The 12,167-nt window shown below is 70.0% G+C and carries 11 protein-coding genes; 9 read left to right on the top strand and 2 right to left on the bottom strand.

Annotated elements, in window-relative coordinates; all coding sequences use genetic code 11:
- The first annotated feature begins 44 nt into the window (after positions 1-44).
- The 8 genes from E3D03_RS02525 (at position 45) to E3D03_RS02490 (ending at position 9,136) form a co-directional block, all read left to right on the top strand.
- Positions 45-989, top strand: a complete 945-nt coding sequence (locus tag E3D03_RS02525; protein ID WP_263565668.1) for an ABC transporter substrate-binding protein — start codon at positions 45-47, stop codon at positions 987-989.
- Positions 990-1,105: 116 nt separating this feature from the next.
- On the top strand, positions 1,106-2,134 hold the full coding sequence (locus E3D03_RS02520) for a glycine betaine/L-proline ABC transporter ATP-binding protein (RefSeq protein WP_263565757.1): 1,029 nt from the start codon (positions 1,106-1,108) through the stop codon (positions 2,132-2,134).
- Positions 2,131-4,068 (top strand): ABC transporter permease, encoded by a 1,938-nt coding sequence (locus E3D03_RS02515; protein WP_263565667.1) that lies wholly within the window; start codon positions 2,131-2,133, stop codon positions 4,066-4,068. The genes E3D03_RS02520 and E3D03_RS02515 overlap by 4 nt, the downstream gene beginning before the upstream one ends.
- Before the next feature lie 126 nt (positions 4,069-4,194).
- Positions 4,195-5,328: a carboxylate-amine ligase gene (locus tag E3D03_RS02510; RefSeq protein ID WP_263565666.1), complete on the top strand. Its 1,134-nt coding sequence runs from the start codon at positions 4,195-4,197 to the stop codon at positions 5,326-5,328.
- A gap of 154 nt (positions 5,329-5,482) precedes the next feature.
- Positions 5,483-6,127 (top strand): CerR family C-terminal domain-containing protein, encoded by a 645-nt coding sequence (locus E3D03_RS02505; protein WP_263565665.1) that lies wholly within the window; start codon positions 5,483-5,485, stop codon positions 6,125-6,127.
- Complete coding sequence (locus E3D03_RS02500) at positions 6,124-7,080, top strand: HlyD family secretion protein (protein WP_263565664.1); 957 nt, start codon at positions 6,124-6,126, stop codon at positions 7,078-7,080. Before E3D03_RS02505 ends, E3D03_RS02500 begins: the two co-directional genes overlap by 4 nt.
- Entirely contained in the window at positions 7,077-8,003 is a 927-nt protein-coding gene (locus E3D03_RS02495; RefSeq protein WP_263565663.1) for an ABC transporter ATP-binding protein, read from the top strand. Before E3D03_RS02500 ends, E3D03_RS02495 begins: the two co-directional genes overlap by 4 nt.
- Positions 8,000-9,136: an ABC transporter permease gene (locus E3D03_RS02490; protein WP_263565662.1), complete on the top strand. Its 1,137-nt coding sequence runs from the start codon at positions 8,000-8,002 to the stop codon at positions 9,134-9,136. The genes E3D03_RS02495 and E3D03_RS02490 overlap by 4 nt, the downstream gene beginning before the upstream one ends.
- Positions 9,137-9,191: 55 nt before the next feature.
- Here E3D03_RS02490 and E3D03_RS02485 read toward each other — a convergent pair whose 3' ends face one another.
- Together E3D03_RS02485 and E3D03_RS02480 are read right to left on the bottom strand one after the other, a co-directional pair.
- A complete protein-coding gene (locus tag E3D03_RS02485) occupies positions 9,192-10,859 on the bottom strand; it encodes an amidohydrolase (protein ID WP_263565661.1) in 1,668 nt (555 codons plus the stop codon).
- 38 nt (positions 10,860-10,897) lie between these two features.
- On the bottom strand, positions 10,898-11,251 hold the full coding sequence (locus tag E3D03_RS02480; protein WP_062562872.1) for a cupin domain-containing protein: 354 nt from the start codon (positions 11,249-11,251) through the stop codon (positions 10,898-10,900).
- A 165-nt stretch (positions 11,252-11,416) separates the two neighbouring features.
- On the opposite strand from E3D03_RS02480, the gene E3D03_RS02475 reads away from it, so the two are divergent.
- Entirely contained in the window at positions 11,417-11,995 is a 579-nt protein-coding gene (locus E3D03_RS02475; protein ID WP_263565660.1) for a GNAT family N-acetyltransferase, read from the top strand.
- Positions 11,996-12,167 lie beyond the last annotated feature (172 nt).

The raw sequence follows: 12,167 nt of genomic DNA, 5'->3' as shown, positions 1-12,167 counted from the left end.
CGCCCGCCTGCCCGCGAAACAGGGCGCTTCAACAGGGAAAGACCATGAAACACACAGCTCTGCTGCTTGCTTCGGCAGCGGCCCTTTCCGTCACGGCCTCGCTGGCGCAGGCCGCCGATTCCCCGGATCCGATCGTGATCCCGACGCATAACTGGTCCAGCCAGATCGTGATGAGCCATATCGTCGGGCGCATGTTCGAGGAACTGGGCGATTCGGTCGAATATGTCTCGTCCGACAGCCAGACGGTCTATGAATCCATCCGGCTGGGCGACGTGGCGCTGGAGGTCGAGGTCTGGGAGGGCGCGTTCGGCGCCGCCTTCAACGCCGCGCTGGCCAAGGGCGGGCTGCACGACGCCGCCACGCACGAGGCGGTGACGCGCGAGGACTGGTGGTATCCGCTGTGGACCAAGGAGGCCTGTCCGGGCCTGCCCGACTGGACGGCCCTGAACGATTGCGCGGCGACATTCGCCACCGCCGAGACCGGCGACAAGGGCCGCTTCCTGGGCGGGCCGGTCGACTGGCTGAAACACGACGCGGAAAAGGTCGACGCGCTCGGCATGAACTTCACCGTGGTCAATGCCGGTTCGGCCGCCGCGCTCTGGGCCGAGCTGGCCGCGGCCGAGAAAAGCAAGACCCCCATCGTGCTGTTCAACTGGACGCCGAATTTCGCCGAGGCGGTCTGGCCCGGCGAATTCGTCGAATTCCCGAAATGGGAAGAGGGCTGCGACAAGGACCCTGCCGTCGGCCCGATCCCGGACAAGGTCTATGACTGCGGCAACCCGGCCAACGGCTATCTCAAGATCGCCGCCTGGGACGGGATGAAGGAGAAATGGCCCGCCGCCTATGCCGCGCTGGCCAAGGTCACCTTCACCAACGCCCAGATCGCCGAGATGGCCAAGCTGGTCGATGTCGACGGCATGGAGCCCGAGGACGCCGCCGAGGCCTGGATGGAAAGCAACGAGACGGTCTGGAAGCCGTGGCTGCAATGAACCAGCTGCTTTCGCCCGACCGGCTGGCCCGCAAGGGCCCGGCCTTCGCCCCGCCGTCACCCCGGCCCGGCCAGCACGGCACGGCCCCGGATGGAACCGTCACCGCCGGAGGCCCCATGACCCAGCGCGATGCCGTGATCGACTGCCGAAACGTCTGGAAGGTGTTCGGCCCGCGCCCCGACCAGATGCAGGCGCTGCTGGCGCGCAATCCCTCGGCCGAGGAGTTGCGCGCGGCGGGCTGCGTCGCCGCGGTGCGCGACGTCAGCCTGACCATTCCCCGCGGCGAGATGCTGGTGGTGATGGGCCTGTCCGGCTCGGGCAAGTCCACGCTGGTGCGCTGCATGTCGCGGCTGCTGGACATCTCGGCCGGGCAGGTGGCGGTCGAGGGGCAGGACATCGGCACGCTGACCGAGACCCAGCTGATCGAGCTGCGCCGCCGCCGCATGGGCATGGTGTTCCAGAGCTTCGGCCTGCTGCCGCATCGCAACGTGCTGGAGAACGTGGCCTTTCCGCTGGAGATGCGCGGCCAGCCCCGCGCCGCCCGCATCGCCCGCGCCCGCGAGATGCTGGAGCTGGTCGGCCTGACCGGCCGCGAGGCGCATTTCCCGCGCGAGCTGTCGGGCGGCCAGCAGCAGCGCGTCGGCATCGCCCGCAGCCTGGCGATCGAGCCGGCGATCTGGTTCCTGGACGAGCCCTTCTCGGCGCTGGACCCGCTGATCCGGCGCGAGATGCAGGACGAATTCCTGCGGCTGAAGGGCACGCTGGACAAGACCATCGTCTTCATCACCCATGACTTCGACGAGGCGCTGCGGCTGGCCGACCGCATCGCTATCATGAAGGACGGCGCCGTCGAGCAATGCGACACGCCGGATCGCATCGTCATGGCGCCGGCGACGCCCTATGTCGCCAAGTTCACCGCCCAGATCGACCGCGCCCGCGTGGTGCGGCTGGCGGCGCTGGTGGTCCCGGCGGCGGGCGGCGCTCACGGCGCGGCGCTGCCGGGGGAGGCGGTGCTGCATGACATGGCCCGCGCCATCCTGGCCGACCCGCGGCCGCAGATCCCGGTTGCGGCGGCGGACGGCAGCCTGCTCGGGCTGCTCGACCGGCAGGCGGCGACCGACCTGATCCTGGGGGACCGGCCATGACCGGGTCAGGGGCGGCGCGCCCGGCGCATGCGGCCTGGATCCTGGCCGGCCTGGCGCTGGTCCTGGTGCTGGCCAAGCCGCTGCTGCCGGCCGGGCTGGTCCGGCCGCCGGACTGGCTGGTCCTGCCCTTTGCCGGCTGGATCAATGCGGTCTTCGATTTCCTGCGCGACGACCTGGGGCTGATCCACGTCACCCGCGCCTTCGCCGGCGCGGTCGAGGCGGCGCTGGATACCACGGCGAACCTGCTTTACGGCCGCTCGCGCTGGCCGCATCTGGGTCCGATCCCCTGGGTCGTCGTCGCCGGCACCATGGCCATGGCGGGCTATGCCCTGCGCGGCTGGCGGCTGGCGGCCCTGACCGGCGGCACCTTCGTCTGGATCGCCGTCATGGGCCAGTGGAAATGGGCGATGGAGACGCTGTCGGTGATCGCCGTCGCCACCCCGGTCGCGGTGGCGCTGGGGCTGGCCCTTGGCATCATGGGCTGGCGCTGGCCCCGGTTCGAGCGGCTGCTGAACCCGGTGCTGAACCTGGCGCAGTCGCTGCCGCATTTCGCCTATATGATCCCGGTCGTGGTCTTTGTCGGCGTCGGGCCGAAGTCGGGCGCCATCGTCACCATCATCTTCTCGGTGCCGCCGATGATCCGCATGACCATGCTGGGCCTGCGCCGCGTCGCGCCCGAGATCATCGAGGCCGGGCAGATGGCCGGCGCCAACCGCTGGCAGGTGATGACGCGGGTGCGTCTGCCCGCCGCGCGGACCGAGATCCTGATTGGCGTCAACCAGGTCATCATGCAGTCGCTGGCCATGGTCGTGCTGGCCTCGTTCATCGGCATGCCGGGGCTGGGGCAGAAGCTGCTGCAACTGCTGCAGGCGCTGAAGATCGGCCTGTCCTTCGAGATCGGCATCACCATCGTGCTGCTGGCGGTGGCGCTGGACCGGCTGTCCAAGGCCTGGGCGCTGCACCAGCCCGCCCATGCCGAGGCCGGCGCCGGCCGGATCGCGCGGCACCGGCTGCTGCTGGTCTGGCTTGGCCTGGTGCTGGCGGGGTTCCTGCTGGCGCGCGCCGTGCCCTATTTCCATGTCGTCGAGCGGAGCCAGGCGCTCAGCATCGCCGGCCCCATCGACGCGGTGATGGACATGCTGCTGGGCGTGGTGCGGCCGCTGACCGACGGGCTGCGGTGGTTCCTGATCACCTGGGTGCTGATCCCCCTGCGCGACGCGATCCTGTGGCTGCCCTTCGTCGGCGTGCTGCTGGCACTGGCGGCCCTGGGCTGGCGCATCGGCGGCGCCCGCTCGGCGCTGGTCTGCCTGGGCTTCATCCTGCCCATCGCGCTGTCGGGCTGGTGGGACCGGGCGATGATCACCGTCTATACCGTCGGCACGGCGGTGGCGCTGGCGCTGCTGATCGGCCTGCCGCTGGGCATCTGGGCCGCCGGGCGCGAGACCCGGGCCAAGGCGGTGCTGCTGGCCTGCGACACGTTCCAGACCTTTCCCAGCTTCATCTACCTGATCCCGGTGGTGATGCTGTTCGGCGTCAACGACGTGGCGGTGGTCGCGGCGGTGGTGGTCTTTGCCGCCGTGCCGCTGGTGCGCTATACCGTCGAGGGCCTGCGCAACGTCCCGCCCGAGACCGTCGAGGCCGCCGAGATGAGCGGCGCCACCCGGCGCCAGCTGCTCTGGTCGGTGCGCCTGCCCCTGGCCCTGCCGACGCTGATGGTCGGGCTGAACCAGTCGGTGATGTTTGCGCTGTTCATGGTCATCATCGCCGCCTTCATCGGCACGCAGGACCTGGGCCAGGAGATGCAGCGGGCGCTCTCGGCCACCGATGTCGGCAAGGGGCTGGTGCTGGGGCTGGCCGTCGCCTTCATGGGGCTGATGGTCGATCACCTGCTGATGCGCTGGTCGGCGGCGCGTCGCGCGGTCCTGCAGGGCTGATCGCCCGCCGCTGCGGTGACGGGCCGGTCGCAAGGCTCGACGCCGGTCGGACGGTCGTTCCGTGGAACATCGCCCGGCCGGCAGCGTTGATCCGGCGAACTGCAATCGACCCGCCGGGAGGGCCGCATGGGCTGCGACATGGACTTCACTCTCGGCATCGAGGAGGAATATCTGCTGGTCGATGCCGAGACCGGCGCTCTGGCCGAGGCGCCCGATGCCCTGATGCAGGCCTGCCGGCGCGAACTTGGCGACCATGTCAGCCCGGAATTCCTGCGCTGCCAGATCGAGGTCGCGACGCCGGTCGCCACGGATATCGCGGATGCGCGGCGGCAGCTGACGCGGCTGCGCCGGACCGTGGCGGATCAGGCGTCCGGGTTCGGGCTGGCGCCGATCTCGGTCGCCTGCCATCCCTTCGCCGACTGGCGCGACCAGGATCACACAGACAAGAGCCGCTACAACGAGCTGTCGCAAGAGATGGGCGGCGTGGCGCGGCGCATGCTGATCGGCGGCATGCATGTGCATGTCGGAATCCCGCAGGACAGCATGCGCATCGACCTGATGAACCAGTTTTCGTATTTCCTGCCCCAGCTTCTGGCGCTGTCCGCCTCCAGCCCGTTCTGGCAGGGCGAGGATACGCGGCTTGCTTCCTATCGCACGACCGTGTTCGGCGGCTATCCCCGCACCGGGCTGCCGCCGCGGCTGGCGAGCTGGGGGGAATACGAGCGCTCGGTCGAGGCGCTGACCTCGCTGGGCCTGATCGAGGACAGCAGCAAGATCTGGTGGGATCTGCGGCCCTCGTCGCGCTTCCCGACGCTGGAAACCCGGGTCTGCGATGCCTGCCCGCGCCTTGACGACACGCTGACGCTGACCGCGCTGATCCAGGCGACCCTGCGCATGCTGTGGCGGCTGTCGCGGCGGAACATGCGCTGGCGGCAATACGACAATTTCCTTTTGGCCGAGAACCGCTGGCGGGCCGCCCGCTATGGGCTGACCGAAGGGCTGATCGATTTTGGCGAGAACCGCCTGAAGCCCGCCGCCGAGATGGCCGAGGATTGGCTCGAACTGATCGGCGAGGATGCGGATGCGCTCGACAGCCAGCCCGCCGCGGCGCGGCTGCGCGCCTTGGTGGCAGAGGGCAATTCCGCGGAACGCCAACGCGCGGTGCATGCCGCGGCCATGAACGCCGGCGCGACGCGAGAGGAAGCCCTTGTCACGGTGGTGAAGGCGCTGATCGCGGAGTTCCGCGAGGGGCTGGACTGAGGGCGGCATCGGCCCGGCAGCACATCGCTGATGGGCCGATGCTGGTGATCCAGCGCCCAGGGTTGGAACGGCGCAGAACTGCGCCCGGCATGAGCGTCGCGCATCCGGCAGCCGACTCGATTGAATTTAATCAAACGATTGATTATAATTACCCATGATCGAGATTCCGGACAAGCCGCCCGAAGGGGCGCAGAAGGCGCTGATCGAGGCGGGCTTGCTGCTGTTCGGCCAGAAGGGATTCGATGCGACCTCCACGCGCGAGCTGGCCGCGAAGGCTGGGGTGAACCTGGCGCTGATCGCCTATCATTTCGGCGGCAAGGACGGCCTGCGCCGCGCCGTCGTGGGCGAAGTGGCGCGGCGGTTGATGGCGGTCGCGGGGGCGCCGCGATCCTCGGCGGGGCTGACCCCGGCAGCGGCGCTCCGGCGCCTGCAGACCATCCTGCGCGGCGTTGTGGCCTTCATCGGCAGCGCCCCCGAGGCCGGGCCGATGGTGAATTTCGCGCTGACGGAACTCAGCCGCGGCGGGGCCGCCACCGAGCTGATCCATGACTGCTTCATCGGCCCGAAACATGCAGAGCTTTCCGAGCTCTGGGCGATCGCCAGCGGCGCGGACCCCGACAGCGAGGCGGTGAAGCTCTCGGTCTTCGCCATGATCGGCCAGGTGCTGTATTTCCGGCTCGGCCGCGAGATCGTCATGCGCAGGATGGGCTGGCCGAGCATCGGCCCAGCCGAGGCAGGCCGGATCGGCGATGTGATTGCCGAAAACCTGCGGCTTCTGACACAGGGGGAACCGCGATGAGCCTGACGGTCTGCTCGGTCCCGCTGTTGTCGGTGCTGTTTGCCACCTGTGCGCCGCCGCTGCCCTTTGCCACCGGCTATGTCGAGGGGGAATACGTCCTGGTCGCCCCGGTCGAGACGGTCGAGATCGCCACGCTGCTCGTCGCCCGGGGGGACCATCTCGAGGCGGGCGCCCCGCTGGTGGAACTGGACCGGGCGGCCGCGAAGATCGCCCTTGCCGAGGCCGAGGCGAACCTGGCCCGCGCCGAGGCGGAGCTTGCCGATCTGCGCCTTGGCAAGCGCCCCGAGGAGATCGCGGTGATCGAAGCCGCTCTGGTCTCGGCGCGCGCGCAAGCCGCGGAAGCCAGGCGGACGGCCATCCGGCTTTCCAGCCTGGCGGACAAGGGCAGCGCGACCCAGACGCAGCGCGAGGATGCCGCGACCGCCGCCGAGATCGCCGCGGCGCGGGTGGCCGAGATCGAGGCGGATCTGGCGGTGGCAAGGCTGCCGGCCCGCCCGCATGCCATAGCCGCCGCCGAAGCGCGCCGTGCCGCCGCAAGGGCGGAGCGCGACCGGGCCGTCTGGGCGCTGTCGAAGCGCAGCCTGGCGGCCCCCGCCACCGGGACCGTCTACGACATCATCCGCACGGCGGGCGAGATCGCGGGACCGGCGCAGCCGGTGCTGTCCTTCCTGCCGGATGGTGCGGTGAAGCTGCGGCTCTACATGCCCGCCCGGAATGCGGCGGCGATCGCGGTCGGCTCGGCCCTTGCCGTCCGCTGCGACGGCTGCCCGGACGGGCTGGCGGCGACGGTCACCTATGTCGCCGATGCCCCGGAATTCACGCCGCCGGTGATCTATTCGCTCGAGAACCGGCAAAAGCTCGTCTACCTGGTCGAGGCCCGCCCGACGGGCGCGAGCCCCAGCCTCAAGCCGGGGCAGATCGTCGATGTCCTGCTGCCCGGGGCGGCGGAATGACCGAAGAGCCCGCCATCGCCGTCACCGGCCTGGTGAAGATCTTTGGCAACCGCCGCGTCGTCGACGGCGTATCGCTGCGGGTCGAGCGCGGCGAGATCGCGGGCTTCCTGGGGCCGAACGGCTCGGGCAAGACGACGACCATCCGCATGATGTGCGGCCTTCTGACCCCGGACGCGGGCGAGGGTCGCGTGCTGGGCTTCGACATCCGGCGCCAGGGACGGCGGATCAAGCGCAAGGTCGGCTACATGACGCAGCGCTTTTCCTTCTACGAGGATCTGACCATCGAGGAGAACCTGTCCTTCGTCGCCGGTCTTTACGGCCTGACCCCGGCGCGGCGGATCGTGCGCGACACGCTCGAGGATCTGGGGCTGGCCGGCCGCCGCCACCAGCTGGCCGGATCGCTTTCGGGCGGCTGGAAGCAGCGGCTGGCGCTGGCGGCCTGCATCATGCACCGGCCGCGGCTTCTGATGCTGGACGAGCCCACCGCCGGCGTCGATCCCCTGGCCCGGCGGATGTTCTGGGACGAAATCCACGCCCGCTCGGCCGAGGGGCTGACGGTGCTGGTCTCGACCCATTACATGGACGAGGCCGAGCGCTGCCACCGCATCAACTATATCGCCAATGGCCGGCTGATCGCGGCGGGCAGGGTGGCCGATGTCGTGGCGGGGGCGGGCCTGACCACCGTGGTCCTGGAAGGTCCGAACACCGCCGAGGCCGCGCGCCGCCTGAAGGGCAGGCCGGGGGTCGAGCAGGTCGCCTCCTTCGGCACCACGCTGCATGTCGTCGGCCGGGACGCGGCCGCGCTGCGGCAATCGGCCGAGGCGGTGGCGCGCGAGACCGGCACCACGATGCACCCCGCCGAAACCATGCTGGAGGACGTGTTCATCCAGCTCATGGCGGCTTCCGAGGACAGCCTGCGATGAGCCGCTTGTTTTCGCTGACGCGGCTTTTCGCGCTGCTGAGGAAGGAGGTGATCCAGCTGCGGCGCGACCGGATCACCTTCGCGATGATGCTGGGCGTGCCGCTGATGCAGCTTCTGCTTTTCGGCTTTGCGATCAATTCGGACCCGAAGCAGCTTCCCGCGGCGCTGGTCGCGCCGGTGCAGGACCGCTTCAGCCGCGCCATCGTCACCGCGCTGGAACTGACCGACTATTACCGCTTCACCTCGCCCGGCGTCTCGGCGGCCGAGGCCGAGCGGCTGCTGGCCCGGGGCGCGGTGTCCTTCGTCGTGACCCTGCCGTCGGATTTCGGGCGGCGCGTGCTGCGCGGCGACCATCCCGTCATGTTGATCGAAGCCGATGCGACGGACCCCGCCGTCGCCTCGGGCGCCGTCTCGACGCTTGGCACCGTCGCGGCCGAGGCCCTGCAACGCGAGCTTGGCACCGAGGCGCAGGCGGGCGCTGCCCGCGACACGCAGCTGCAGGTCCTGGTGCATCGGCGCTACAACCCCGAAGGCATCACCGCCTATAACATCGTGCCGGGCCTGCTGGGCGTTATCCTGCAACTGACCATGGTGATGATGACGGCCATGGCCCTGACCCGCGAGATCGAGCGCGGCACGATGGAGAACCTGCTGTCGATGCCGGCGACGCCGCTCGAGATCATGCTGGGCAAGATGCTGCCCTATCTCGGCGTCAGCGCGGTGCAGGTGCTGGTGGTCCTGGTCGCGGCGCGGGCGCTGTTCCATGTGCCTTTCGTCGGCTCGCTGGCCTTGCTTCTGGGCGGCATCCTGATCTTCGTGATGGCACTTCTGGTCCTGGGCTATCTCATCTCGACCGTGGCGCGCACGCAGATGCAGGCGATGCAGCTGACCTTCTTCTTTTTCCTGCCCTCGATCATGCTGTCGGGCTTCATGTTCCCCTTTCGCGGCATGCCCGGCTGGGCGCGGGCCTTGGGCGAGATCTTTCCGCTCACGCATTTCCTGCGCTTCATCCGGGCGGTCATGCTGAAGGGCGCGGGCTACGAGGCCGTGGCGCAGCCCCTCGCCGCGCTTGCTCTCTTCGCGATCACGCTGATGCTCGTCGCGCTGCTGAGGTTCCGGCAGACGCTGGACTGAGCGAGGGGCGATGCATCGCCTCGGTCGGCAACCGCGCCGGAGTCTCTGCGTGCCTTCAGCCCGCCATGCCGGCATCGTGGATGATGCGGCCGCCGCAGATCGTCAGGGCGACGCCCAGATCGGGGATGGCGGCCGGGGCCGTGGCCTCGATATCGCCGCCCAGCATCACCAGGTCGGCGGCCAGCCCGGGGCGCAGCGTTCCCGTAACGTGGTCGCGGTGCGCGGCCCAGGCGCCGCCCGCCGTATAGGCGTGCAGCACCTGCATCAGGGACAGCCGCTCGTCGCGGGCGCCGTCATAGGGCCTGCGCGTCAGGGCCGCGGCGATGCCGCGCAGCACCGAGACGTCGGCCACCGGCCAGTCGCTGGAAAAGGCGATGGCGGCACCCGCCTCGGCCAGGCTGCGGCACAGATAGGCATCCGCCCAACGCGCAGCGCCGATCCGCGACAGCGTCGGCTCTTGCGGGAAATCCATCGCGCCGGGCGCATGCGGCGGCTGCAGGCTGGCGGTGATGCCAAGGGCCCCCAGCCGCGGGACGTCCGCCGGGTCGATCAGCTCGATATGCTCGATGCGGTGGCGGCTGTCGCGCGGGCCGTTGGCGGCGCGGGCCGCTTGATAGCCGTCGATCACCACCCGCACCGCGCCGTCGCCGATGGCATGAACGGCGATCTGCAAGCCGCGCCGGTCGATCTCGGTCGCGATCCGGTCGAAACGCTCGGGCGAGAACAGCGGCGCGGAGCGGTGGCCGGGCTGGTCGGGGTAGTCCTGCAGCAGATAGGCGGTGCGGCTGTCCATCACCCCGTCCATGAACATCTTGACGAAGCCCGAGCTGATCCAGTCACCGTCGAATTCCGCCGCCATGCGCGATGCGCGGTCCAGCGCATCCGGCCCCATATGCGGCTTGAAATGGAACGGCACCTTCACCCGCAGGGGCAGGCGGCCCTCGGCCCGCATCTCGGCCAGCAGCTCCAGCGTGTAGCGGTTGCCGTCCATGTTCACCAGGCTGGTCACGCCATGCGCGGCGCAATGCTGCATTCCCTTGAGCAGCAGCGCCTTGTCGGCGGCGCGCTCGGCCGCCGTGGGCGCGGGGTCGGGTTCCTCGCCCGTGGCGATGCCCAGGTTGATGCGCCCCTCGCCGGCATGGGCGATCAGCGGGCCGAAGGCCTCGAACTCGCGCAGCTCGCCGGTGGCAAGCCCGTCCTCGCCCAGGACGACCTCATGGCCATGCGGCATCCGGGCGCCATGCAGCAGCCCGGCGGCCTTCAGCGCGGCGGTGTTGGCCCAGACCGTGTGCAGGTCGGGCGACATCATCGCGATGGGCCGGTCGGCGATCATCGCGTCGAGATCGTGGCGCGTGGCGGGCTGGCCCAGGATGCCGTAATGCGCCTCTTGCGCCATCAGCAGGGCCGCGTCGGGATTCGCGGCGGCGAAGTCGCGGAAGGCGGCGCCGACCGCCTCGGCCCCGTGCAGATGGCCGATGTGCAGATGCGTCAGGTCGGCACCGCCAAGCCCGACATGCACATGCCCCTCGAAGAAACCGGGCAGCAGCGTCCGCCCGCCAGCGTCGATGATCCGCGTCCCCGGCCCGGCCAGGGCCGCGATCTCGGCCGCGCTGCCCACCGCGAGGATGCGCCCGCCGGCCAGGGTCACGGCCTCGGCGCGGGGGCGGTCCGGGTCCATGGTCAGGACGCGGGCTTGGGTCAGGATCAGGTCGGGGGTGATCATCTGGGGCTATCCCGAAAGGCCCGTCGCGGCGGCGCAGCCTATTTCAGCTTGATCGCGAAATGCTTGCGCACCGGCTCCTCGACGACCCAGGTGCCCTTGAAGGTCGGCTCGACCACGAAGGCGTCGCCGGGCGTCAGCGTGACGGGCTCGCCGCCTTCGGGGGTGATGGTGATGCGGCCCTCGATCAGGTGGACGAATTCGTAGGACTGGTAGCTCGCGTGCCAGGTGCCGGTCGTCGATTCCCAGGTGCCCGAGATCACGCTGCCATCGGCCGCCGTGTGCTGCACCCAATAGCGCATGCTCGGGTTGCCTTCGACCTTGGTCCAGCCCTCCAGGTCGGTGGTGATGGGCTCGGGGCCGGGTTCGGGGAAGCGGAAAACCGTGTCGCTCATGTCTCTCCTCCTGAGGCGCGCCTTGGGTCAAAGCCTTTGGTAGGCGGCCCCCGCGCGGCGCGCAAGCGGGACGATCGGATGGGGCCGAAGGGGCTTGGCGAACGGCCGCCGAACCGGCAAAGAAGGGCGGGCGCCCAGGGCGCGGGCAAGGGACAGGACAGGGGCATGGAGATCCGCAAGGCAAGGGCATCGGATGCCGCCGATCTGGTGCGCTTCATCAACATGGCGGCGGACGACCTGCCGCTGCATTTCTGGCGCAAGACGGTCGGCCCCGAGGGCGACCCCTGGGCGCTGGGGCGAGAGCGCGCGGCGCGCGAGACGGGGAACTTTTCCTATCGCAACGCCTGGCTGGCCGAGATCGACGGCGCCGTCGCCGCCTGCCTGCTGGGCTATGCCGCCGAGGCGGAGCCCGGGCCGATCGACCCGGACACGCCGCCGCTCTTCGTGCCGCTGCTGGAGCTCGAGGCCTTGGCGCCGGGGTCGTGGTATCTGAACGTCCTGGCCACCTACGAGGGTTTTCGCGGCAGGGGATTGGGCAGCGCCTTGCTGGCGCATGCCGAAGCCGTCGCCGCCGCGGCCGGTCACGCCAGCATCAGCCTGATCGCCGAGGACACACACCGGGATGCGCTGCGTCTCTATACGGCGAAGGGCTACCGCGAGATCGCCCGCCGTCCGGTCGTCAAGGACGACTGGGAGGTGGATGCAAGCGAATGGATCCTGTTCACGAAGCCCGTCGGCGGCTGATCCGGCAGCGGAGCCGCATCGCTGCGCCAGGTGCGGGTTTCGCGCGCAGGCGCGGGCGGGGCGATGGCGGACCTGACGACCGCGGGCGTCGCTACCATGTCCCCTTCGGCGGCACCAAGGGCAGTTCCTGCCGACCGCGCGGACGGGGCCGCCATGCGGTCAAGACCTGCTG

The sequence above is a fragment of the Paracoccus sp. DMF genome, from assembly GCF_004407025.1.
In the GTDB taxonomy this organism is placed as follows: domain Bacteria; phylum Pseudomonadota; class Alphaproteobacteria; order Rhodobacterales; family Rhodobacteraceae; genus Paracoccus; species Paracoccus aminovorans_B.
This window is presented reverse-complemented; position numbering and strand designations above follow the sequence as displayed.

What these genes read in the sequence shown, in the direction of transcription:
- E3D03_RS02525 (WP_263565668.1), top strand. Translation starts at nt 45, where the DNA reads ATGAAACACACAGCTCTGCTGCTTGCTTCGGCAGCGGCCCTTTCCGTC.
- E3D03_RS02520 (WP_263565757.1), top strand. Translation starts at nt 1,106, where the DNA reads ATGACCCAGCGCGATGCCGTGATCGACTGCCGAAACGTCTGGAAGGTG.
- E3D03_RS02515 (WP_263565667.1), top strand. Translation starts at nt 2,131, where the DNA reads ATGACCGGGTCAGGGGCGGCGCGCCCGGCGCATGCGGCCTGGATCCTG.
- E3D03_RS02510 (WP_263565666.1), top strand. Translation starts at nt 4,195, where the DNA reads ATGGGCTGCGACATGGACTTCACTCTCGGCATCGAGGAGGAATATCTG.
- E3D03_RS02505 (WP_263565665.1), top strand. Translation starts at nt 5,483, where the DNA reads ATGATCGAGATTCCGGACAAGCCGCCCGAAGGGGCGCAGAAGGCGCTG.
- E3D03_RS02500 (WP_263565664.1), top strand. Translation starts at nt 6,124, where the DNA reads ATGAGCCTGACGGTCTGCTCGGTCCCGCTGTTGTCGGTGCTGTTTGCC.
- E3D03_RS02495 (WP_263565663.1), top strand. Translation starts at nt 7,077, where the DNA reads ATGACCGAAGAGCCCGCCATCGCCGTCACCGGCCTGGTGAAGATCTTT.
- E3D03_RS02490 (WP_263565662.1), top strand. Translation starts at nt 8,000, where the DNA reads ATGAGCCGCTTGTTTTCGCTGACGCGGCTTTTCGCGCTGCTGAGGAAG.
- E3D03_RS02485 (WP_263565661.1), bottom strand. Translation starts at nt 10,859, where the DNA reads ATGATCACCCCCGACCTGATCCTGACCCAAGCCCGCGTCCTGACCATG.
- E3D03_RS02480 (WP_062562872.1), bottom strand. Translation starts at nt 11,251, where the DNA reads ATGAGCGACACGGTTTTCCGCTTCCCCGAACCCGGCCCCGAGCCCATC.
- E3D03_RS02475 (WP_263565660.1), top strand. Translation starts at nt 11,417, where the DNA reads ATGGAGATCCGCAAGGCAAGGGCATCGGATGCCGCCGATCTGGTGCGC.